Here is a 20,401-nt window from a genome sequence, read left to right as displayed (position 1 = left end):
ATGGACGCAAGACCCTGGTTCGTCCATGCCGGGGGCGCCCCCGAGGAGAAGAGCGGTGACCTCCACCCCACAGGCAGGGCACGGCGGCGGCACGGGCCACGGGTCCGGAGCCGGTGCCGGTGCTGTTCACACGAGCGATAGGCCCGTCCGGCGGCGCGGCAGGCGCGGCCGGAGCGGGCGCGCCGGACACATCGGACGCGTTGGGCGAACCAGCCGCACCGGAACCTCTGATCGTCCCGGACACGTCGGGAACGCCGAGCGGCCCGGACGCGGCGGACGCGCCGAGCCCCCCGGGCACGCCGGGCGTGCTCCCTCCGCCGGGCACTCCGGGCCTGTCGGATACGGCGAACGCATCGGATACAGCGAACGCATCGGGTACGGCGGACGCGTCGGGCACGCCGGGCGTGCCCGGGGCGTCAGCGCGCAGTGCGTCAGACGGTGCGGGAGGTGCGGAAGATGATCCCCCCGCACGAGAGGATGGTCGAACGCCTCGTCGAGGAGGGCGCTCTGGCCGCGGAGTGGCGCGGGGCCTTCGCGGCGGTGCCGCGGCACCTGTTCCTGCCCGACGAGATCGCCAGTCCCGACACGGGCGCGCCCGTCGACCGCTACCGCGGCGAACTGCGGTGGCTGGAGGCGGCCTACGCCGACGTTCCCGTCGTCACCCAGGTCGACGACGGCGCCCGCTACGGCCCCGGAGAGCCGACGTCCTCGTCCCCGGCGCCGTCCTCGGTGGCCGAGACCGTGCAGCGGCTGCGGCTGGCGCCGGGCATGCGGGTGCTGGAGGTGGGCACCGGCAGCGGGTACACCGCCGCCCTGCTCGCGCGGTTCCTGGGCGACGACGCCGTCACCTCGGTGGAGATCGACTTCGAGCTGGCCGAACAGGCGCGGGTGCGGCTGATGAGCGCGGGGCTCACACCGCTGGTGGTCAGCGGGGACGGCATGCGCGGCTGGGCCGGGCACGCGCCCTACGACCGGGTGGTCAGCGCGGTGACCGTGCAGCGCGTCCCCTACGCCTGGGTGGCGCAGTGCCAACCCGGGGGACGGGTCCTGACCCCGTGGGGCACCGCCTTCCACCACGGGGTGACGGCCGATCTCGTGGTCGGCCCGCACGGGACGGCGCACGGCCGGTTCACCGGGCACACCGACCGCATGTGGGCGCGCGCGGACCGCACACCGCGCCACCTGCTGGAGACCTACGTCCGCCCGGACGACGACGAGCACACCACGACGTGCTCCCGGCTGCATCCGGGGGAGGTGGTCGGCGACTCCGACGGAGCCTTCGCGGTGGGGTTGCAGATGCCGGACGTGCACCGGATCGTCCGGCTCGGGGGCGGCCCCGAGGACCCGCGGTTCACGGTGTACCTGCTGGACTCATCGACCTGGTCGTGGGCCTCCTGGCACATCGACCCCGAGCACCGGGACCGGGGCTACGAGGTGCGCCAGCACGGCCCCCGGAGGCTGTTCGACGAGTTGGAGGCGGCCCACCTGCTGTGGGTGGAGGCGGGGCGTCCCGTCCACACCCGGTTCGGGCTGACGGTGTCGGCCGAGCACCAACTGGTGTGGCTGGACGACGAGGCCACGATCTTCGCCGCCATGAGGTGACGGGGCCGGCGGAGCGCCGGGGCCGTGTACTCCCGGGGCCTCAGAGGACGCCGAGGCATGAAGGCACACAGAAACGAGAGAACACCAGGACCCGACGGACCGCGGAGGCCGTTCCCTTGGGAACCGCCCGTGCGGCCGTCGCACGAACCGAGGAGAAGACAGATGACCGTCCTGCCACGCCCGCGGAGACCGCTCGACCTGGACCGGCGCTGGAAGCGGCGCAGCTACCCCGCCAACCTGGCAGCCATCCGAAGGGCCCGGGCCGACCTGCGCTCCGACCTGTCGCGGATCTCCGGCGCCGACGAGGAACTGGTCGCGGCCGTGGTGCTGTGCGCCAGCGAGATGCTGACCAGCGCCATGGGTCGGGTCCTGCCCGGCGGAGGCGGAGCGGAGGTGGTGCGCACGCTCGTGCTGCGCCATGACCCCGGAGGCCGCCGTGTCCTGCGGCTGTCGGTGGCGGACCGGTGGATTCCGGGAGCCCTGGCGAGCGTGCCGGGTCCGGAGGCGGACCAGGACTGGCGAGAGCTCGCACTGGGGCAGGGGCTGCTGCTCATCGGCCACTTCTCCGCCCGCTGGGGAACCCGTCGGGCCGGTGCGCCGGGCGAGGACGGGGGCCGTGTGATCTGGGCCGAGTTCGACCTCGCGCCGCGGTGGAGCCCGCGCCGGGTGGTGGCGTAGGGGCGCGAGCCCCGGCCCGGCGCCAGGGTGTGGACGGGCGTCGGTCCGGGGCGGACCCGGACGGGAACGAGCGCCGGTTCGCAACCGCCCCGGCCGGGGAAGGGTCGGCCGGGCCGGACCACCGGCACCCCTCGACCCCGTACCCGCTCACTCGCCGACGCACGGCGACCGTGTAGGAAGGACCCCGTGACGAGTTCTGGGGCCTCCCCCTACCGCGCGTTCGCGGAGCACATGATCGAGATCCCCGCCGGAGAGATCGTCCTGAGGGACGAGGGCACGATGACCGACTGGAAGGCCGAGGTCGGCGCCTTCCTGCTGGCGCCGTGTCCCGTGACACGTGATCTGTACGCCGCTGTCGTGGGTGAGGGGCACGGGAGGGACGGGGTTCTCCGGGCGCGTGGGCGTGAGGTAGTCGGAGCGTCTCCGGGTGTCGCAGGTGCGGCTGACGGCGTGGGCGCGGCCGGCGCCTCGGACGGGTCGGGTGCCGCGGACATGGCTGTCGCGGCGGACACCCCCGGCGCCGCTGGACCGAGGACTCCGGTGACCGAGGTCTCCTGGCTGGACGCCGTCCGGTTCTGCGACCTGCTCTCGCGGGCCGAAGGGCTCGAACCCTGTTACTCCGGTGGCGACGGCCCCGACGCGCTGGACGTGGTCTGCGACTGGAACGCCGGGGGCTACCGCCTGCCGTCCGAGGCGGAGTGGGAGTACGCGTGCCGGGCGGGCAGCTCCGACGTCCGCTACGGAGAACTCGACGAGATCGGCTGGTACCGGTCGAACTCGGGTGGCGGGGCGCGTGACGTCGCGACGCGGGCGCCCAACGCCTGGGGGCTGTACGACACGATCGGCAACGTGTGGGAGTGGTGCTGGGACGTCTACGACCCGGCGGTCTACGGTCCGTACCGCGTGTTCCGCGGCGGAGGGTGGAACGACCACCCCCGGGGCTGCCGGGCCGCGTGCCGCCGCAAGAGCCACCCGACCCTGCGCGTCGACGACCTGGGGTTCCGGCTCGCCCGGTCGATGTGAACCGGGGACCGTGCGCCCGGCTGGAAGTTTCACGGCCGGGCGTGCGGTGATTGGCCCTCTTCCGCTTGACTCCTGTCGGCGACCGTCTCCCTGAGGGGCGGCGTCGCCGACCAGTGGAGCGGCAGGCCTTCGCTCCCCCCGCACGAGGGATTCGACGCCCCGGCGCGCGCCGGATGCCCCTGAACACGCGAAGAGTGCCATCCGTCACACTCGCGGGTTCTTGAGTGTGCCGTGTCGGCATGGTTTCTCCTGATCTTCGGAACCCCGGTCCCACCGGGCGCGAACGAGAGGAACGACATGGCACTGCCCGACCTGATCCCCGTCGAGGACTTCTTCAGCCCGCCGGAGCGCGCCGGTGCGACGATCTCGCCGGACGGCACCCGCATCGCCTACCTGGCGCCGTGGAAGGACCGGCTCAACGTCTGGGTCCAGGACCTGGACGCGGCCGGGGAGTTCGACGGCGAGCCGCGCTGCGTGACCGCCGACGAGGCGCGCAGCGTGCAGAGCTACCAGTGGACCGACGACTCGCGCTGGCTGCTCTACCTCCAGGACAGCGGCGGCGACGAGAACTGGCACCTGTTCCGGGTCGACCCGGACGCCGCCGAGCCCACCGCGGTGGACCTGACCCCCTTCCCCGGCGCCCGGGTCGTCAGCTTCGAGCCGTCCCGGGGACGCCCGGGGAGGATGACCGTCTCGCTCAACGCCCGCGACGCCGCGGAGTTCGACCTGCACGAGCTGGACGTGGCCACCGGCGAGCTCACCATGCTGGCCCGGAGCCCCGGCGCCGCGAGGATCTGGACGCAGGGCAGGGAGGGCGAGCTGCTCTCCACCGCTCTCAACGAGGACAGCGACTTCGAGATCTCCCGTCACGACTCCGCGACGGGCACCACGAGCAGCGTCCTGGTGTACGAGGGCGCCGACTATCCGCTGGGCGTCTTTCCCGCGCAGGTCACCCCGGACGGGACCGGGATGTGGATCGGCTCCAGCCGGGGCACCGACCGCACCCGCCTGGTACGCGCTGACATGGCCACGGGTGAGGAGACCGAGGTCGACAGCCACCCGGACTTCGACATCGACACGCGCGCGCAGGTCTTCCCGGCCTTCCCCCCGCCGCTGATCCTCGACCACCATGGCGAACTGCTGGGGGTGCGCTACCTGGGCGAGCGCCAGGTCGTCCACGCCCTGGACCCGCACTTCGCCGAGGTGCTGGCCGAGCTGGAGAAGCTGTCCGAGGGGGATGTGGCGGGACTGTCGTCCGACAGCAGCGGGCGGCGGTGGGTCGTGGGCTTCACCCACGACCGCGACCCGGGCGCGACCTGGTTCTACGACCACGCCACCGGCGAGTCCCGGCTGCTGTTCCGCGCCCACCCGCACCTGGACCCCGACACGATGGCCCCCATGCGGCCGGTCACCGTCACCGCCCGGGACGGGCTGGAACTGCCCTCGTACCTGACCCTGCCGGTGGGCGTGCAGCCCCGGAACCTGCCGATGGTGCTGATGGTGCACGGCGGCCCNGGGCCGCCGTGCACCATCAGCACCATCGGCAGGTTCCGGGGCTGCACGCCCACCGGCAGGGTCAGGTACGAGGGCAGTTCCAGCCCGTCCCGGGCGGTGACGGTGACCGGCCGCATGGGGGCCATCGCGTCGGGGTCCAGGTGCGGGTGGGCGCGGAACAGCAGCCGGGACTCGCCGGTGGCGTGGTCGTAGAACCAGGTCGCGCCCGGGTCGCGGTCGTGGGTGAAGCCCACGACCCACCGCCGCCCGCCGTCGTCACAGGAGATCGCGGCCAGGTCGCCCTCGGACAGCTTCTCCAGCTCGGCCAGCACCTCGGCGAAGTGCGGGTCCAGGGCGTGGACGACCTGGCGCTCACCCACGTAGCGCACCCCCAGCAGTTCACCCCGCCGGTCGCGGATCAGCGGCGGGGGGAAGGTCGGGAAGACCTGCGCGCGCGTGTCGATGTCGAAGTCCGGGTGGCTGTCGACCTCGGTCTCCTCACCCGTGGACAGGTCCACGCGTACCAGGCGGGTGCGGTCGGTGCCCCGGCTGGAGCCGATCCACAGCCCGGTCCCGTCCGGGGTGACCTGCGTGGGAAAGACGCCCACCGGGTAGTCGGCGCCCTCGTGGACCAGGACCGGGCGCAGGGCGCCCGTCCCGGGGTCGCGGCGGGAGACCTCGAAGTCGCCGTCGGCGTTGAGGGATGTGCTGAACAACTCCCCCTCCCGGCCCTGGAACCAGGACTCGCCGGCGCCGGGGCTCCGGGCCAGCATGGTGAGCTCGCCGGTGGCCACGTCCAGCTCGTGCAGGTCGAACTCCGCGGCGTCGCGGGCGTTGAGCGAGACGGTCATCCTCCCCGGGCGTCCACGGGACGGCTCGAATCCCACCACCCGGGCGCCGGGAAAGGGGGTCAGGTCCACCGCGGTGGGCTCGGCGGCGTCCAGGTCGACCCGGAACAGGTGCCAGTTCTCGTCGCCGCCGCTGTCCTGGAGGTAGAGCAGCCAGCGCGAGTCGTCGGTCCACTGGTAGCTCTGCACGCTGCGCGCCTCGTCGGCGGTCACGCAGCGCGGCTCGCCGTCGAACTCCCCGGCCGCGTCCAGGTCCTGGACCCAGACGTTGAGCCGGTCCTTCCACGGCGCCAGGTAGGCGATGCGGGTGCCGTCCGGCGAGATCGTCGCACCGGCGCGCTCCGGCGCACCGAAGAAGTCCTCGACGGGGATCAGGTCGGGCAGTGCCATGTCATATTCCTTTCGTCGGTGTCCGGCGCCGGGGCCGTGGACCGGGAGGGCCGTTCCCTCACGTCCGACCGCGGCCGCGCGGCGTCGGTTGGAATCCGTCTTTCAGTGTTCTCCCGTCTCCGGGGCCCCACCAGTGACAGCACGTCACGAGTGGGAACGGGAAAACGTCATGCCGTGACTGTGGTGTCGCACCGTCGCATCGGGCGAGTCACGGCCTGCGGTAGGTCAGCCTCCGCAGCAGGACCTCCGCCGGTCCGCGTCTGCCCGCGCGGTCCAGCCAGTAGGCCGCCGCGACGGTCAGCAGCCAGGTGCCCACGGCCACCAGCACCGCCGACCAGCTCGACAGGTGCACGCCCAGGCCCAGCCCCCAGGCGGCCAGGAACGGGGCGAAGGCCACCGACTGGGCGAGGTAGCCGCTCAGGGAGCGCCGCCCCAGGGACACCAGCGCCCGGACCGGCAGGGAACTCCGGGCCTCCCGGGCTGAGAGCCGGTGGGCCAGGAGCCCGAAGAGCGCCGCGTAGCCCACCCCGTTGAAGATCCCGGTGTAGAAGTGCACCGAGGAGGCCACCGAAACGTAGGTGGCGTCCAGGACGCCCACGTGCTGCAGGCCCAGCACCGCTCCGGCGGCCCACCCCGCGCCGATGCCCAGGACCGCGACCCGGCGCAGCAGCCCCAGGTGCCGCGCCGGGTCCTCAAGGAACCGGTGCCGCGCCGCGAGCAGGCCGATGAGGAACACCGTCGGCAGAGCCAGGGTGAAAAGGCCGGAGAAGAGCCCGAAGAACCAGGCCGGGAGGCGGAACACGGCGGAGAGCAGGTAGCCCGTCTCGGCGATGCTGGCCCTTTGCATGTCGGTCGCCGCGGCCGTGGACACGGCGTCCGGCGCCAGCAGGACCGAGACCACCGAGAGGAGGGTGACCAGGGCGCCCAGTGCCAACAGGACGGACAGCCAGATCTTGAGGGTGCGGTCGCTGCGGTTGAGGAAAAGCGGCACCATGATGAGCCCGATCAGGCCGTAGGTGCCCAGGATGTCGCCCTGCCACAGCAGGGCGGCGTGCACCGCGCCGAAGACGAGCATCCACAGGTGGCGCCTGCGCAGGAGTCCGCGGGCCTCCTTCCCGCTGGTGCCGCGCGCCCTCTGCCGGCGGTACATCTGCCCGATGCCGTAGGCGAAGAGGAAGCCGAACATGGTGTGCGTGCGGGCGTCCACGACGACGATCGTCATGAACTGCGCGACCCTGTCCGCCAGGCCGCCGTCGACGGGGTGCAGCATGGCCAGGCCGATGGGCGCCTGGTAAAGGAACCACGGCACGTGGGCCAGCGCGATCAGCAGCAGCATCATGCCGCGGGCCAGGTCGGGGGCCAGGGCGCGTTCGGCGACCGGCGTCGAACCGGCCGGGGCCCGGGTGTCGGCGGCGGCAGCGGGCGGGTCTTCGCCTCCGGGGACGGAGGGTGGGCCTGCGGCGCGGTCGGTCGTCATGGTGACGGGCTCCAGAGGGTCTTCGCGGCGATCGGTCTGCGTTCGGGGGACTGACTCCATTGCAGCGGTCGCCGCGCTCCGGCGGCAGTGGGACCACGTCACCACCCGGCCGTGACGTTTGTCGGGTCCAGGTCATGACGCGGCGTCACTGGCGCACGCGGCGGAGCCGGGAGAATACTGGGGGCGCGTCCGGCGCCCGGGCCGAGGCCGAGGACCGTGCGCGGTGGACACGAACCTGGAAGGGACACGGATGGCGTCCGAGAAGACCGAGGAGACGCAGGGACGGCTGCGCAAGCTTCACGTGGACCTCATAAGCGGCGCTATCTCCGCCGTCGGGGCGCTGCTGTTGGCGATGAACGCCAGCTCGTGGCGGGACGCGCTCCTCATGGCCGTGAGCCTGGCCGTGACCCTGCTGGTCATCAGCCGGTGGCACGTGGGCCGCCTCTCCCGGGTCACGGTCGCCGGCCTGGTCGCCACCGCGGTCCTGTGGCTGCTCGGCATGTTCCTGGCGGACGTCTCCATGCCCGGCTACGGGTTCGCCATCGTGGCCACGATCATCATCCTCGACCTGCCGCGCCACCAGGGGGTGGCCACGGCGGGGATCGCCGCCTTCGCCGCCGTCGGGCTCACGGCGAAACTGGTGGTGTCGCGCGAGGGCGTGGTCGACTTCCTGCTGCAGTACGTACTCGCCTCGGCGGGCGTCGCGCTGGGAGGGATCGTCCTCACGGTCCTCGTCCACGCGATGCACGGCCTCATCGCGGAGTTGGCGGCGGCGCGTGAGCGCGAGGCGGAGCTGGCCGTGGCCCAGGAGCGCATGCGCTTCGCCAGCGATCTGCACGACATCCAGGGCCACACCCTGCACGTGGTCAAGCTCAAGACCGCGCTGGCCCGCAAACTGGTGCGCGCCGACCCCGACCGCGCCGAGGAGGAACTCGGCGAGATCCAGTCCCTGGTGGGAGACACCATCACCCAGACCCGGGAGCTGGCCCACGCCCAACGGCGCCTGAACCTGTCCGCCGAACTGGAGAACGCCAAGAACCTCTTCGAGGCCGCCGACATCGACGTGCGCGTGGACCGCGAGGCCGAGGCGGCCCCGGGCGCGGGCGAGCTGCTGGGCCAGGTGCTGCGCGAGACCACCACCAACATCCTGCGCCACGCCCAGGCCTCGCGGGTGCGCATCACCCTGACCGAGACCGGCATCACCATCGTCAACGACGGCGCCGCCGAGGAACCGCCCGCGCGCCTGCGGGGGCTGGCCACCCTGCGCGAACGGGTGGCCGACAGCGGCGGCGAACTGACGGTGGAGCACGCGGACGGGCGGTTCACGACCGCCGCGGAGTTCCCCCGCCCGGCCCCCGTGCCGAGCACGGAGAACACCGTGCGGGGGTGAGCGCTCCGCCCCCGGCCGCCCCGGACCCGGGCGCGGGCGTCCGGGTCCGGGGCGCCGTCGTCCGCCGCGAAGGGCTCCCGCCCGGTTCGGCCCCGGCGCTCGGGCCGATCAGACCACGACCTCCCTGCAGACGTCGACGAAGGCCTCCATCCGCCGCACCGGCTTGCGCCCGGACAGCCGCATGACCTCGATCCCGAGCCCCTCGGACCGGATGTCGAGCTCCCTGGTCGCATAGGGCAGGTCCTCGTAGCTGCGCTCCAGCACGGTGCGCTGGGTGAGCAGGGCGTTGCCCAGGCCGCGGGCCACCAGGGCCCGCACCATCTCGAAGCTCGTGGTGCGAAAGCGCACGTTGGGCGTCAGCCCCGCCCTGTCGAACAGGCCGAGGAAGTAGTCGCCGCCGGGCGGCAGGTCGAAGAGGATCAGCGGCTCGTCCGCCAGGTCCGCCAGGATCAGCTCCCCCTTCGCGCTCAGCGGCCCGTCCACCGGGGTGAGCGCGTAGGGGGGGTCGGACCGCAGCCACTGCGAGGTCACGCCGACCGCCGGGCGCACGCCCGCCAGCTCGTAGTGGTAGGTGATCGCCAGGTCGATGCGGGAGTTGAGCAGGTCGTCCACGAGGGCCCCGTGGGAGGCCTCGACGAACGAGAGCCGCACCTGCGGGTGCCGACGCGAGAACTCCGCGATGACCCTGGGCAGCAGGATCGGCGCGATCGTCGCGTAGCAGCCGATGGTCAGCTCCCCCTCGACCTCCTCCCTCTCCCGGTTGGCGGTCTCCCGGAGCTGTTCGAGGCTGGCCCGCACGTCGTCGGCCACGGCCAGGGCGCGCTGCCCCGACGCGGTGGGGCGCATCCCCTTCGGGGAGCGGACGAAGAGGGTGATCCCCAGCGCCGACTCCAGGTCGGTCAACGCCGTCGAGACCGTCGACTGCGAGACGAACAGCTCCCGCGCCGCCGCCGTCACCGACCCGAGCCTGGCTATGGCCCTCAGGTACTCAAGCTGCCGCAGGCTCACGTCGCCCATCGGCCGGGCCCCCTTCCCGAGCTATCGCTTTTCCCGAAGGAGATCTTCGGAACTATGTGTTTTACAGATCCTAAGCCCCGCCTGGATAGTGGTGACCCATGGCACAGGCGGGTCGGACACCGACGGCGCCGGGGCCCCACCCCTTCCCCGCCAGGAGTTCGGAACCGCATTCCCGCGAACGAGCGACCGCCTGACCATGCGCAGGGACGCCCCGACCGGGGAGGCCGCAGCGGCCTCCCCGACCCCGGTGCGCGCCAGGACGAGACCCCCAGGAGAAGAGATGACGAGCGAGGTCACGGAGCAGGTCGACGAGAAGGACCTGCGGCGGGGGGTGTTCGCCGGGGCGGTGGGCGTCTTCGTCCACTGGTTCGACTGGGCCGTCTACGCCTACCTGGCCACCACGATGGCGCAGGTGTTCTTCCCCGAGCAGGACGGCACCACCGCCCTGCTGTCGGTCTTCGCGGTCTTCGCCGTGGCGTTCTTCGTGCGCCCGCTCGGCTCGGTGCTCTTCGGCCACCTCGGCGACCGCTTCGGGCGCAAGACCACGCTGTCGATCGTCATCATCTCGATGGCGGCCGGCACGCTCATGCTCGGGCTGCTGCCCAGCTACGAGTCCGTCGGCCTGCTCGCACCGGTCCTGCTGGTGGTCGCCCGCATCATCCAGGGCCTCGCCGCGGGCGGGGAGTTCGGCTCGGCAGCGGCCTTCCTCGCGGAGTTCTCACCGCCCAAGCGCCGCGGGTTCGGCTGCTCCTGGATCGAGTTCGGCTCGGTCGCCGGGTTCCTGTGCGCGTCGTTCGCCGTGTGGGCCCTGCACGCGTCCTTCCCGGCAGAGGTCGTCCTCGACTGGGCGTGGCGGATCCCCTTCCTGCTGACGGTGCCCATGGCCGCGGTGGGCCTCTACATCCGCCTGCGCATCGAGGACACCCCCGAGTACCGCGCGCTGGAGGACATGAACAACGTCCCGAGCCAGCCGGTCGTCGAGGTGTTCCGCTCCAACGGCAGGCAGTTCCTCCAGACGGTCGGCATCGAGACCTTCATGAACTCCACCTTCTACATCGTCCTGGTGTACCTGATCACCTACCAGGAGGAGATCGTGGGAGTGCCCGCCGACCGGGCGGCCCTGCTCTCCGCGGTGGCCTCGGTGGTCGCCATGGGGATCATCCCCCTCTCGGGCAGGATCTCGGACCGCGTGGGCCGCAAGCCGGTGCTCTACACCGCCGCGGCGCTGCTGATCGCGGCCTCCGTGCCGCTGTTCTGGCTGATGCAGGTGCAGACCTCGTGGGCGGCGTTCGCCGCGACCTTCGGCCTCGCCGCGATCCTGGCGGTCATCCTGGGCACCCACGCGTCCGCGGTGGCGGAGCTGTTCCCGACCCGGACCCGGCAGAGCGGGCTGTCGATGGCCTACAGCGTCGCCGGGGCGTTCTTCGCGGGAACCCTGCCGTACCTGATGACCTGGCTGATCTCCCTCACCGGCAGCAGCATGGTCCCCGCCTTCACCATGGTCGTGATCGGCGTCATCGGCGCGGTCACGCTGCGCACCATGCCCGAGACCAGCGGCTCCGACCTGCTGCACGAGAGCGACCGGGCCTCGCGCTGAACCATCCCCCTCCCCGCACCCGCGCGGGCCCGGCCGAGGCCGGGCCCGCGGGACGGCGCCCGCGCGCCCGGGGAGAGGCACGCGGGAAGCACCCGCCCCGAACACACGCGTTGACCAGAGCCTGGAGGCTGTGCATGTCACTGGAAGAGATCGAGGTCGTCGTCGTCGGAGGGGGGCAGGCCGGGATCGCGATGAGCGAGCACCTCAGCGACCGCAGGGTGCCCCACGTCGTCCTGGAGAGGAGCCGTGTGGCCGAGCGCTGGCGCTCGGAGCGGTGGGACTCGCTGGTCACGAACGGGCCCGTCTGGCACGACCGGTTCCCCGGACTGGAGTTCACCGGCCTGGACCCCGAGGACTTCGCCTCCAAGGAAGGCGTCGCGGACTACCTGGCGACCTACGCCGAGAAGATCGGCGCGCCGATCCGGTGCGGGGTCGAGGTGACCTCGGTGCGACGGAACACCGGACGCCGGGGGTTCCGGGTCCAAACCTCGGACGGTGACATCGACGCCCGCTACGTCGTGGCCGCCACCGGCCCGTTCCAGCGTCCGGTCGTCCCCCCGCTCATCCCCGGGGACTCGGGTCTGGTCCAGCTCCACTCCAGCGCCTACCGCAACCCCGCGCAACTGCCCGAGGGCGGCGTGCTCGTGGTCGGGTCGGGCTCCTCGGGGGTACAGATCGCCGACGAACTCCGCGCCAGCGGCCGACGGGTGTACCTCTCCGTCGGTCCGCACGACCGACCGCCGCGCCGGTACCGGGGGCACGACTTCGTCTGGTGGCTGGGCGTGCTCGGCAAGTGGGAGGCCTCGGCCCCCGCGCAGGGCGCCGAGCACGTCACGATCGCGGTCAGCGGCGCGCACGGCGGCCACACCGTGGACTTCCGGGACCTGGCGGGGCGCGGCGTCACGCTGGTCGGCCGGACGGAGTCCTTCGACGCCGGAACCGTCCGCTTCGCGCCCGACCTGCGGGACAACATCGACCGCGGCGACGCCAACTACCTGTCGCTGCTGGACGAGGCAGACGCCTACGTCGAACGCAACGGACTCGGCCTGCCCGAGGAGCCCGGGGCCCGCGCCCTGGGCGCGTACCCGGAATCGGTGACCGACCCCCTCCCCGGACTCGACCTCGCCGCCGCCGGGGTCCGGACCGTCCTGTGGGCCACCGGCTTCACCGCCGACTACGGCTGGCTGCGGGTGGACGCGTTCGACGAGAACGGCAGGCCCAGGCACCAGCGCGGGGTCTCCTCCGAGCCCGGCGTCTACTTCATGGGGCTGCCGTGGCAGTCCCGCCGCGGTTCGAGCTTCATCTGGGGGGCCTGGCACGACGCCAAGTACGTGGCCGACCAGATCTGCATCCAGCGCGGCTACATGGAACACCACGACGCGCACCCGCACCCGTCCCACACCCAGGGGTGATCACACCATGACCACGCACACGCGCATCCGCAAGTTCAACACCAAAGACACCTACCCCGAGCAGAACCTCGACAACGACCTGTGCCAGGCGGTGGTGGCCGGAGGGGTCGTGTACCTGCGCGGCCAGATCGGCCAGGACCTGGACACCCGCGAGTCCGTGGGCGTGGGCGACGTCCGCGCGCAGACCGAGAGGGCCATGGCCAACATCGACCTGCTGCTCCGGGAGGCGGGCAGCGGTCTGGACGACATCGTGAAGGTGACCGTCTACCTCACCGACCCGCGCTACCGCGAGGAGGTCTACCGCGAGATGGGGCGCTGGCTGAAGGGGGTCCACCCGGTCTCCACGGGCATCGTCGTCCAGGCCCTGGCCCGGCCCGAATGGCTGGTGGAGATCGACGCGACGGCCGTGATCTCGGGAGGCGACAAGTGACCTTCTCCATCGCGGCCCACCAGGACGGCAGGTTCGGCGTCGCCGCGTCCTCGTCCTCCCCCGCCGTCGCCGCACGGGTCGTCCACCTGCGCGACTCCGTCGGCGCGGTCGCCTCGCAGAACATCACCGACCCTCGGCTGGGAACGGCGCTGCTGGACCGGCTCGCCGCGGGCGCGAGCCCCCGAGCGGCGCTCGACGCCGTGACCGGCACCGCACCGGACACCGCCTACCGGCAGCTCACGGTGGTGGACGCCTCCGGCGCAGCGGCCACGTTCAGCGGCGGTCTCACCATCGGCGTCCACGGCGAGGCCACCGGCCCCCACTGCGCCGCCGCCGGGAACATGCTCTCGGACCCGGGCGTCCCCGCGGCCATGTGCGAGGCCTTCGGCTCGGCCCGGGGGGAGCTGGAGGAACGCCTGCTCACCGCCCTGGCCGCGGGCCTGGCAGCCGGAGGCGAGGCCGGACCGGTCTACTCCGCGGGGCTGTCCACCGTGTCCGCGCACGGCTGGCGCGACACGGACCTGCGCGTGGACTGGCGCGAGGACCCGATCGGGGAGTTGGGCGAACTGCTCAAGGTCTGGCTCCCCCAGCGCGACGACTACGTCCGGCGCGGCCTGGAACCGGCCGCCTCACCGGGATACGGGGTGCCGGGCGATGACCGCTGAACCCGGCGCGCTGCCGAGCGCCGCGGAGCACCTGCCGGAGCTGGTCTCCTACTCCGAGACGCTGCACGCCCACCCCGAGACCGCCTGGCAGGAGCACCGCGCGGCGCGGTGGACGGCGGAGCTGCTGGAGCGGTTCGGTTTCGCCGTCGAGACCGCCTACCTCGGCTTTCCCACCGCGCTGCACGCCACCTACGGGACCGGTCGGCGCCGGGTCGGCTTCGTCGTGGAGTACGACGCGCTGCCCGGCCTGGGCCACGCCTGCGGGCACAACCTGATCGCCGCGATGTCGGCGGGCGCGGCGATCGCGCTGCGCCCCTGGGCGGACCCGCTCGACCTGCGTATCGACGTGATCGCCGCCCCGGCCGAGGAGGGCGGCGGCGGCAAGATCGAACTGCTGGACGCCGGAGCCTTCCGGGACCTGGACCTGGCGCTGATGGCCCACCCCGGGCCGGTGGACGCACCGCGGGCCGAGCCCTACGCCGTCGCCCACGACCACGTCCGCTTCACCGGCCGGTCGGCCCACGCCGCCGCCTACCCGCACGAGGGCCGAAACGCCAACGACGCCTTCGTGGTCGCACAGGTGGCCCTCGGCCTGCTGCGCCAGCAGCTCCCGCCGGGCACCCGCGTCCACGGGATCCAGACGGTGGGCGGGCAGGCGCCCAACGCCATCCCCGCGGTGACCGAGGGCCGCTGGTACACCCGGGCCGAGAACCTGGAGCAGTTGGAGCCGTTGCGCCGCAGGGTGGAACAGTGCTTCCGGGCCGGAGCGCTGGCGACCGGCACCGCCCTGGAGTTCACCCCGGAGTCGCAGCCCTACTCGGAGTTCCGCACGGACGAGCGCGCCCTGGAGATCTACACGCGTCACGCCCTGGCGCTCGGGCGGCGCTTCGACGCGCCCCCCGAACACCAGACGATGAACCGGGCCTCGACCGACATGGGCAACGTCTCCCAGCACGTTCCGGCCATCCACCCCTACATCGGCCTGGGCTGCTTCCCGGTCAGCAACCACCAGCCCGAGTTCGCCGCCGTCTGCGTGGGGGAGGCCGCCAACGGGGTCGTCTCCGACGGCGCCACGCTGCTCGCCCGCACGGCGCACGAGTACTTCGCCGCCCCGGCGCCGGGGTCCGGCCCGCTCCGGGCCGACTGACCCGGGCCCGGCTCAGTCGATCGCCGTGATCGCCCCCGGAGCGGGCCGGGGCCGGTCCGGAGCGCGACCTCTCCCGTCCGCGTCCGGCGTCGCCCGCACGACCTGTCGCCTCGCTTTACGCGGACGCGGGTGGGAGCTTGGTCCCATGAGCGCCATCGATCACACCATCGCCCTGGCCGCCGCCCACGGCCTGCACCTGTCCGCACGGGGCGCCACGGTGAACGAGGCGGGCCTGGACTACCGCGTCGTCATGGCCCGCGACACGAACGGCCGCGAGTGGGTGCTGCGCGTCCCGCGCCGCGCCGACGTCACCGAGGGCATGACCGCCGAGAAGCGCGTCCTCGACCTGGTCGCCCCGGTCCTGGCCGAGGACGGCGTCGCGGTCCCCGACTGGCGGGTCCGCTCCCCCGAGCTGATCGCCTACCCGGCCCTGCCCGGCGCCCCGGGCCTGACCCTGACCGACGCCGGAGAACCCGTTTGGCACATGGACCCCGCCAGCCCCGACTACGCCGAGCGCCTGGGGCGCCTGCTGGCCCGCCTGCACTCGATCTCCCCGGAGCGGGCCGGGGCCGCGGGCGTCGAGGTCCGCACCCCGGCCCGGGTACGCCAGGCGTGGCGGGACGACATCGCCCGCGTGAGCGAGGCCTTCACCGTCTCCCCCGCCCTGACCGGGGCATGGAGGGCGTGGCTCGACGACGACACCTGCTGGCCCGAGCGGACCGTGATGACCCACGGCGAGATCTACCCCGCGCACGTGCTGCTCGACGGGGAGGGCGCGGTCACCGGGGTCCTGGACTGGACGACCGCCCGCGTGGACGACCCCGCACGCGACCTGTCCGCCCAGTACGGCGCCGCGGGCGAGGAGATGCTGCGGGCCACCCTCACCGCCTACGAGCGGGCGGGCGGGCACGTCCACCCCGGCCTGGCGGCGCAGGCAAGGCACCTGTGGGACGCCTCCCCGATCGGGTACGCACTGTACGCGCTGACCACCGGCGCCGCCGCCGACCTGGCCGCCGCGGCGGCGGTGCTGGCCCCCCAGGGCTGACGCACCGGCCCGGCCGACGGCGGCGGGTCCGCCCGCGACCCGGCAGCCGACGGGCGGGGAGTCAGCGGCTACCGGACGTTGAGCTTGCGCTCCCGGGGGTCGAAGGCCACCGACCTGGCGTCGGAGCGCAGGGCCCGCACGATCGCCTCCACCACCTCGTCCACGGGGTGGGGCTCGGGCAGGTTCGCGGGCGCGGTCCCGGCCAGGGGGCGGTCGGCGAGTCCGGTGTCCATGTGCGGCGCGCGCACGTCCAGGGCCGCGACGTGCCTGGCGCGGTAGTCCGCGCGGGCGGCCGTCAGCCAGGCGGACAGGGCGGCCTTGCTGGCCGAGTAGGCCGCCATGCCGTGGGTCGGGTACTCGGCGGTCACGGCGGTGACCGCCGCCACCGCCCCGCCGGGCTCGACCGCGTCGATCGCCGCGCGCAGCATCGCCATCGGCGCGAGCGTGTTGACCTGGAACATCTTCTCGACCGCGGCGTCCTCGATGCCGCCCTCGGAGTCGGGGCCGGTGTCGAAGGCCACGACGCCGAAGGCGATGACCAGCCCGTCCAGACCGCCCGACTCCTCGGCGGTGCGGCGCACGAGCGCCGCGCAGCCCTCGGTGTCGGCCGCCTCGAACACGGCCGTGGAGGACCCGTCGAGTTCCCGCGCGAGCGCTTCGAGCGCCTCCTCGTCGCGTCCGGCGAGCACGACCCGCGCACCCTCCCGGTTCAGTGCCCTGCTGATGTGCCCGCCGAGTACGCCCGTGGCCCCGGCCACCAGGACTCGGGCTCCCTCAAGATCCATACGGCCAGTATTTCCGCGGGTGGTACGGGGACCGGGCACCGACACGCGCCCCCGAGCGCCGGTGCGGTCCCTTAGCCGGAGCACCCCGGCGGCCAGCGGTACGCGGCGTTAGGTCCAGCGGCCGGACGTTCACACGAGGACGAAGGCCGCCAGGACCACCGCCAGCAGCACGACGTAGGAGACCGCGTGCACCCGGTCGGGCACCCGGCCCACCAGGCGGCGGGTGACGGCGATGGCGGGCAGCGACCCGGCGAGCAGCAGGGCCCCGGCCACGAGGTCCACCGAGCCCAGGTGGCCGGGCCCGGCGCCTCCCCCCTCGCCGAACAGCGCGTACACCGCCGTGCCCGCCACCGCGACGGGCAGGCTGAGCGGGTTGGCCATCGCGGTCGCCTCCCCCATAGGCAGGCCCCGGCGGCGCAGCAGGGGGACGGTCATGACGCTGCCGCCCACGCCGAGAAAACTGGTCACCGCGCCGATACCGACCCCGCCCGCCGTGGTGGTGCGCCGCCCCAGCAGGCGGGGTCCGGTGTCGGGGTCGCGGGTCAGGAAGCCCTTGCGCAGGAGGGTGTCGAGCAGGGTGACGGCGATGTAGGCGATGAACAGCACGCGCTGGGCCCCTCCCCCGACAGCGGTGGCGGCCAGGGAGCCCAGCACCGCGCCGACGCCGATGTAGGCGGCCAACGGCCACACGTAGTCGCGGCGCAGCCTCCCGGCCCGGTGCTGGGAGAGGGTGGCGCTGAGCGCGTTGACGACCATCACGGCGGTGGAGGTGGCCACGGCCACGGCCATCGGGTCCACCCCGGGGTCGGCCTGGGCGCGGGTGACGTAGTAGACGACGGGGACGACCACGAAGCCGCCGCCGAAGCCGAACAGGACGGTGGTGACGCCGGTCAGCAGTCCCAGGGCGAGCAGGGGAAGGACGAAGGTGAGCACCCGGACCACGTTAGGCAGACAGCGGTTGGCGCGCTTTCGAAAGAACGCCACCATCCTTCGCGCAGCGGACAACACCCGGTAGCGTCCACCCCATGCGCAACATCCCCGTCGCCGAGGTGGACTCCATCGACCGGCCCGTCCTGGCGATAGGCACCGACTACCCGCCCGACCACGTGCTGCCCGCCCACCGGCACCGGCGGGCGCAGTTCCTCTACGGGGCTACTGGGGTGATGCGGGTCCAGACCGAGGACGGGGAGTGGACCGTGCCACCGCACCGGGCCGTGCTGATCCCGGCCGGGACCGACCACCGCGTGGTCATGACGGGGGTGAGCACGCGCAGCCTGTACCTGGAACCGGGCGCGGTCGCGTGGTTCCCGGGGCGCTGCCAGGTGGTGGAGGTGTCACCGCTGCTCCGGGAGCTGCTGTTGACGGCGGTGGACCTGGAGCCGCGCTATCCCCCGCACGGCCGGGACGCGGCGGTGTTCGCGCTGGTGCTGCACGAACTGCGTCGGCTCGTGCCGCTGCCGCTGGACCTGCCGCTGCCTGGACATGAAGGATTGCGGGCGTTGTGCGAGGAGTTCATGGGAGCGCCGGACGTGCACGATCCGCCAGCGCGGTGGGCGGGGCGGTTGCACGTCAGCGAGCGGACGGTGCACCGGCTCTTCCGGGCGGAGACGGGGATGAGCTTCGCGCGGTGGCGGCAGCGGGCCTGCGTGCTGCACGCGCTGCCGCTGCTGGCCAGGGGTGAACCGGTGACCAGGGTGGCGATGGAGTTGGGGTACGAGAGTCCGTCGGCGTTCTCCACGATGTTCCTGCGCGTGCTGGGGTCATCGCCCCGGGACTACGCGGCGGGACAGTGAGCGGCCCCGCCCGGTTCGTCTGGGCGGGACCGGTCGTGTCCGTGGACTACTGGGCGCGAACGGCGCTGACCAGGGCCGTCCACTCGACGGTGGGGGTCGCGAGGTGGCCGAGCGTCCGGTTCTGGGTGTCGCGGACCAGGACGGCCGCCTGGTCACGACGGGCCTCCACGCAGTCACCACCGGTGCCGTTGCTGTAGCTGGACTTGCTCCAGTCCTCGGTCATCATGCGATCATGCCTCGAATCTCTTCCATCCTGACGCGGGACTCAGGGACCGGCAGCGCGGCGCTCCTCAGCTCCGCGAACGTGTGCTCGTAGCCTGCCACAACCTCTGACTGCCTCAGGACGAACCCCGTCTCCTGACTCTCCACGTAAGCGAACGTCCCCGTGTCGGGAACTTCCATCAGCTTGAAAGCACCGCCCAGACCCGCATGTCCCTCAGTCTTCAACGGCACGATCTGAATCCGCAACCGGGGTCGCCGGGACTGTTCGATGAGGTGCTGGATCTGGGCATTCATGATCTCGGGGTCCTGGAACCGACGTAGGAGCACCGTCTCATCCAGCAGGACCGTTACCGCAGGCGGGTGCGCGCGAGCAAGAAGTTCCTGCCGGTACTGGCGGGCAACCACGATCTTGTCGATGCTCTCAGGAGCGGCTTTCGGTCGGGCGAGACTACTGATCGCCCGAACGTACCCCTCAACCTGGAGCAGGCCGGGAACGAGGCCCAAAGCGTACTCCCGGATCTCCTCCGCGGTTTGCTCGGCTTCGGCCACTTCGCGGAAGTAGGCGCTGGTTCCACCGTCGGAGAAGGACGCATCCCACGCGCCCAGAAGAACTCCACGCGCGGTGAGGGCTGAGTCCAAATGGACGACGTAGTCCCTCTGCGTCCGTTTTTTCCCACGCTCGATATCGCTGATGGTGCTCTGACCAACCATGGACAGGGCACTCAGCTCCTGTTGCGTCATCCCAGCTCTGGACCGGAGCTTTTTGAGGAGCTTTCCGAAACGTTCCTTCGAAACCTTGAGGTCTTCGTCGGACATGCCGCCGCACTCCGATCTCTCAACGCGGCCTATGGCCGCCTATGCAAAAAATACCGAGGGTGACGATAAGCCTAGACCAGGGGGCGGCGAGATTGGCAAGGTTCATGAAGAAGCAAATACAGAAAGCTTCGCAGCCCATATCGGGCGAAATATCTACAAGGGCATGAAAAAGCCTCGGAGACCGAAGGTGAGAGCGATCTCCGAGGCAAGGTGACCCACCCCGAATAGCCCGAGGTGAGACATGAACAAGCCTATCGTCCAGGCCCCGACGCTTCCACGCCGACTGTGCGGAACCGCCACCACATCAGGCATTCTGCTCGGCCCCGAACTCGGCCACGTCAGGATCGCCCGCCGCTGGGCCGCCCAAGCCACCCGCTCCCGCCCCAGCCTGGCCGAACCCGTCGGCGTCACCGTCTCCGAGATGACCACCAACGCCCTGCGCCACTCGGCGTCCGGGCTCCCCGGCGGCACCATCCGCGTGGAGATCGAACGCACCCCGCGCCACCTGGAACTGCGCGTCACCGACAACGGACCCCGCCCCGGAGAACAACCCACGTTCCCGCGCGTGCC

Annotated in this window: 19 protein-coding genes and 1 pseudogene; 13 read left to right on the top strand and 7 right to left on the bottom strand. The window is 72.4% G+C overall.

Features of this window, described 5'->3' with window-relative positions; genetic code table 11:
• Positions 1-456: 456 nt before the first annotated feature.
• The 4 genes and pseudogenes from ABD54_RS19570 to ABD54_RS29545 all read left to right on the top strand — a co-directional run.
• Positions 457-1,602 carry a methyltransferase domain-containing protein gene (locus ABD54_RS19570; RefSeq protein WP_047870962.1) on the top strand — a complete coding sequence of 382 codons (1,146 nt, stop codon included), beginning with the start codon at positions 457-459 and terminating at the stop codon, positions 1,600-1,602.
• A 162-nt stretch (positions 1,603-1,764) separates the two neighbouring features.
• Positions 1,765-2,280: an ATP-binding protein gene (locus tag ABD54_RS19565; RefSeq protein ID WP_047870961.1), complete on the top strand. Its 516-nt coding sequence runs from the start codon at positions 1,765-1,767 to the stop codon at positions 2,278-2,280.
• Between the two features lie 231 nt (positions 2,281-2,511).
• The gene (locus ABD54_RS19560; protein WP_047870960.1) at positions 2,512-3,303 is read left to right on the top strand and encodes an SUMF1/EgtB/PvdO family nonheme iron enzyme; all 792 of its coding nucleotides are present in this window, start codon (positions 2,512-2,514) and stop codon (positions 3,301-3,303) included.
• A gap of 297 nt (positions 3,304-3,600) precedes the next feature.
• A pseudogene (locus tag ABD54_RS29545) lies at positions 3,601-4,817 on the top strand (LpqB family beta-propeller domain-containing protein); the annotation flags it as partial.
• Between the two features lies 1 nt (position 4,818).
• On the opposite strand, the gene ABD54_RS29620 reads toward ABD54_RS29545, so the two are convergent.
• Together ABD54_RS29620 and ABD54_RS19545 are read right to left on the bottom strand one after the other, a co-directional pair.
• The coding region (locus tag ABD54_RS29620; protein WP_047870972.1) for an LpqB family beta-propeller domain-containing protein at positions 4,819-6,035 on the bottom strand (1,217 nt) is incomplete at its 3' end.
• Positions 6,036-6,243: 208 nt separating this feature from the next.
• Positions 6,244-7,512, bottom strand: a complete 1,269-nt coding sequence (locus ABD54_RS19545) for a DUF418 domain-containing protein (protein WP_047870959.1) — start codon at positions 7,510-7,512, stop codon at positions 6,244-6,246.
• A gap of 250 nt (positions 7,513-7,762) precedes the next feature.
• On the opposite strand from ABD54_RS19545, the gene ABD54_RS19540 reads away from it, so the two are divergent.
• Positions 7,763-8,902, top strand: a complete 1,140-nt coding sequence (locus tag ABD54_RS19540; protein WP_200904145.1) for a histidine kinase — start codon at positions 7,763-7,765, stop codon at positions 8,900-8,902.
• Between the two features lie 108 nt (positions 8,903-9,010).
• Here ABD54_RS19540 and ABD54_RS19535 read toward each other — a convergent pair whose 3' ends face one another.
• Positions 9,011-9,919, bottom strand: a complete 909-nt coding sequence (locus ABD54_RS19535; RefSeq protein WP_047870957.1) for a LysR substrate-binding domain-containing protein — start codon at positions 9,917-9,919, stop codon at positions 9,011-9,013.
• Positions 9,920-10,199: 280 nt separating this feature from the next.
• Here ABD54_RS19535 and ABD54_RS19530 point away from each other — a divergent pair, with 280 nt between their 5' ends.
• From ABD54_RS19530 to ABD54_RS19505, 6 genes are all read left to right on the top strand, one after another.
• A complete protein-coding gene (locus ABD54_RS19530; RefSeq protein WP_047870956.1) occupies positions 10,200-11,516 on the top strand; it encodes an MFS transporter in 1,317 nt (438 codons plus the stop codon).
• A 134-nt stretch (positions 11,517-11,650) separates the two neighbouring features.
• Complete coding sequence (locus tag ABD54_RS19525) at positions 11,651-12,928, top strand: NAD(P)/FAD-dependent oxidoreductase (RefSeq protein WP_047870955.1); 1,278 nt, start codon at positions 11,651-11,653, stop codon at positions 12,926-12,928.
• A 7-nt stretch (positions 12,929-12,935) separates the two neighbouring features.
• The gene (locus ABD54_RS19520) at positions 12,936-13,358 is read left to right on the top strand and encodes a RidA family protein (RefSeq protein ID WP_047870954.1); all 423 of its coding nucleotides are present in this window, start codon (positions 12,936-12,938) and stop codon (positions 13,356-13,358) included.
• Positions 13,355-14,023 carry a DUF1028 domain-containing protein gene (locus ABD54_RS19515; protein ID WP_047870953.1) on the top strand — a complete coding sequence of 223 codons (669 nt, stop codon included), beginning with the start codon at positions 13,355-13,357 and terminating at the stop codon, positions 14,021-14,023. The genes ABD54_RS19520 and ABD54_RS19515 overlap by 4 nt, the downstream gene beginning before the upstream one ends.
• Positions 14,013-15,170 carry an amidohydrolase gene (locus tag ABD54_RS19510; RefSeq protein ID WP_047870952.1) on the top strand — a complete coding sequence of 386 codons (1,158 nt, stop codon included), beginning with the start codon at positions 14,013-14,015 and terminating at the stop codon, positions 15,168-15,170. Before ABD54_RS19515 ends, ABD54_RS19510 begins: the two co-directional genes overlap by 11 nt.
• Positions 15,171-15,315: 145 nt before the next feature.
• Positions 15,316-16,215: a macrolide 2'-phosphotransferase gene (locus ABD54_RS19505; RefSeq protein WP_047870951.1), complete on the top strand. Its 900-nt coding sequence runs from the start codon at positions 15,316-15,318 to the stop codon at positions 16,213-16,215.
• Between the two features lie 68 nt (positions 16,216-16,283).
• Here the strand turns inward: ABD54_RS19505 and ABD54_RS19500 are convergent, their stop codons facing one another.
• Entirely contained in the window at positions 16,284-17,000 is a 717-nt protein-coding gene (locus ABD54_RS19500) for an SDR family oxidoreductase (protein ID WP_047870950.1), read from the bottom strand.
• A gap of 129 nt (positions 17,001-17,129) precedes the next feature.
• On the bottom strand, positions 17,130-17,942 hold the full coding sequence (locus ABD54_RS19495) for a sulfite exporter TauE/SafE family protein (protein ID WP_200904144.1): 813 nt from the start codon (positions 17,940-17,942) through the stop codon (positions 17,130-17,132).
• An 83-nt stretch (positions 17,943-18,025) separates the two neighbouring features.
• Between ABD54_RS19495 and ABD54_RS19490 the strand changes: the two genes are divergently transcribed.
• Positions 18,026-18,793, top strand: coding sequence for a helix-turn-helix transcriptional regulator (locus ABD54_RS19490; protein ID WP_047870949.1), 768 nt, complete (start codon positions 18,026-18,028; stop codon positions 18,791-18,793).
• A 46-nt stretch (positions 18,794-18,839) separates the two neighbouring features.
• Here ABD54_RS19490 and ABD54_RS19485 read toward each other — a convergent pair whose 3' ends face one another.
• Entirely contained in the window at positions 18,840-19,019 is a 180-nt protein-coding gene (locus ABD54_RS19485) for a DUF397 domain-containing protein (RefSeq protein WP_047870948.1), read from the bottom strand.
• On the bottom strand, positions 19,016-19,831 hold the full coding sequence (locus ABD54_RS19480) for a helix-turn-helix transcriptional regulator (RefSeq protein WP_053063625.1): 816 nt from the start codon (positions 19,829-19,831) through the stop codon (positions 19,016-19,018). The genes ABD54_RS19485 and ABD54_RS19480 overlap by 4 nt, the downstream gene beginning before the upstream one ends.
• Positions 19,832-20,072: 241 nt before the next feature.
• Between ABD54_RS19480 and ABD54_RS19475 the strand changes: the two genes are divergently transcribed.
• Positions 20,073-20,401: ATP-binding protein (locus tag ABD54_RS19475; protein ID WP_047870946.1), on the top strand; the 329-nt coding region annotated here is incomplete at its 3' end.

Origin of the sequence: Nocardiopsis sp. RV163 (genome assembly GCF_001029525.1) — a bacterium.
GTDB lineage: Bacteria > Actinomycetota > Actinomycetes > Streptosporangiales > Streptosporangiaceae > Nocardiopsis > Nocardiopsis dassonvillei.
This window is presented reverse-complemented; position numbering and strand designations above follow the sequence as displayed.

Bases quoted from the DNA above. Each gene is read 5' to 3' on its own strand.
- ABD54_RS19570 (WP_047870962.1), top strand. From the start codon at position 457: ATGATCCCCCCGCACGAGAGGATGGTCGAACGCCTCGTCGAGGAGGGC.
- ABD54_RS19565 (WP_047870961.1), top strand. From the start codon at position 1,765: ATGACCGTCCTGCCACGCCCGCGGAGACCGCTCGACCTGGACCGGCGC.
- ABD54_RS19560 (WP_047870960.1), top strand. From the start codon at position 2,512: ATGATCGAGATCCCCGCCGGAGAGATCGTCCTGAGGGACGAGGGCACG.
- ABD54_RS19545 (WP_047870959.1), bottom strand. From the start codon at position 7,512: ATGACGACCGACCGCGCCGCAGGCCCACCCTCCGTCCCCGGAGGCGAA.
- ABD54_RS19540 (WP_200904145.1), top strand. From the start codon at position 7,763: ATGGCGTCCGAGAAGACCGAGGAGACGCAGGGACGGCTGCGCAAGCTT.
- ABD54_RS19535 (WP_047870957.1), bottom strand. From the start codon at position 9,919: ATGGGCGACGTGAGCCTGCGGCAGCTTGAGTACCTGAGGGCCATAGCC.
- ABD54_RS19530 (WP_047870956.1), top strand. From the start codon at position 10,200: ATGACGAGCGAGGTCACGGAGCAGGTCGACGAGAAGGACCTGCGGCGG.
- ABD54_RS19525 (WP_047870955.1), top strand. From the start codon at position 11,651: ATGTCACTGGAAGAGATCGAGGTCGTCGTCGTCGGAGGGGGGCAGGCC.
- ABD54_RS19520 (WP_047870954.1), top strand. From the start codon at position 12,936: ATGACCACGCACACGCGCATCCGCAAGTTCAACACCAAAGACACCTAC.
- ABD54_RS19510 (WP_047870952.1), top strand. From the start codon at position 14,013: ATGACCGCTGAACCCGGCGCGCTGCCGAGCGCCGCGGAGCACCTGCCG.
- ABD54_RS19505 (WP_047870951.1), top strand. From the start codon at position 15,316: ATGAGCGCCATCGATCACACCATCGCCCTGGCCGCCGCCCACGGCCTG.
- ABD54_RS19500 (WP_047870950.1), bottom strand. From the start codon at position 17,000: ATGGATCTTGAGGGAGCCCGAGTCCTGGTGGCCGGGGCCACGGGCGTA.
- ABD54_RS19490 (WP_047870949.1), top strand. From the start codon at position 18,026: ATGCGCAACATCCCCGTCGCCGAGGTGGACTCCATCGACCGGCCCGTC.
- ABD54_RS19485 (WP_047870948.1), bottom strand. From the start codon at position 19,019: ATGATGACCGAGGACTGGAGCAAGTCCAGCTACAGCAACGGCACCGGT.
- ABD54_RS19480 (WP_053063625.1), bottom strand. From the start codon at position 19,831: ATGTCCGACGAAGACCTCAAGGTTTCGAAGGAACGTTTCGGAAAGCTC.